At 44.8% G+C, this 538-nt stretch carries 2 tRNA genes and 1 rRNA gene; all 3 read right to left on the reverse strand.

Features of this window, described 5'->3' with window-relative positions:
• Nucleotides 1-138: 138 nt before the first annotated feature.
• A tRNA-Ala gene (locus RB622_RS30235) sits at nt 139-212 on the reverse strand.
• Between the two features lie 87 nt (nt 213-299).
• Nucleotides 300-373: transfer RNA gene (locus RB622_RS30240), tRNA-Ile, on the reverse strand.
• A 56-nt stretch (nt 374-429) separates the two neighbouring features.
• Nucleotides 430-538, reverse strand: a 16S ribosomal RNA gene (locus tag RB622_RS30245); the annotation flags it as partial.

Here is a 538-nt window from a genome sequence, read left to right on the forward strand (position 1 = left end):
GCAGCTTATCACGTCCTTCATCGCCTCTGAGAGCCTAGGTATCCTCCATGCGCCCTTAATTCGCTTGCGCGGTTTATTCTTATTCTCTTTTGCTTCTCAATATGTCAATGAACTCGTTACGAATCTTTATTCGTAATGTGGAGAATAACGGATTCGAACCGTTGACCCCCTGCGTGCAAGGCAGGTGCTCTAGCCAGCTGAGCTAATCCCCCAAGTATTTTTTTGTTTTTTTCGGAGTGCAAAAGTAGTGTAATCAAATTACAAATCCAAATACATTCACAATGTTTTTTTAAATTTAGTGGGCCTGCGTGGACTCGAACCACGGACCTCTACATTATCAGTGTAGCGCTCTAACCACCTGAGCTACAAGCCCCTACATTTAAAAATATATGATAAAGATAAACTAAAAGCAGAGTTTCTCGTCTCCAGAAAGGAGGTGTTCCAGCCGCACCTTCCGGTACGGCTACCTTGTTACGACTTAGCCCCAGTCGCCGATTTTACCCTAACGGTGTCTTTAACCTACCGCTTCAGGTCTCCC

The sequence above is a fragment of the Dyadobacter sp. LHD-138 genome (genome assembly GCF_030929615.1).
Lineage (GTDB): Bacteria > Bacteroidota > Bacteroidia > Cytophagales > Spirosomataceae > Dyadobacter.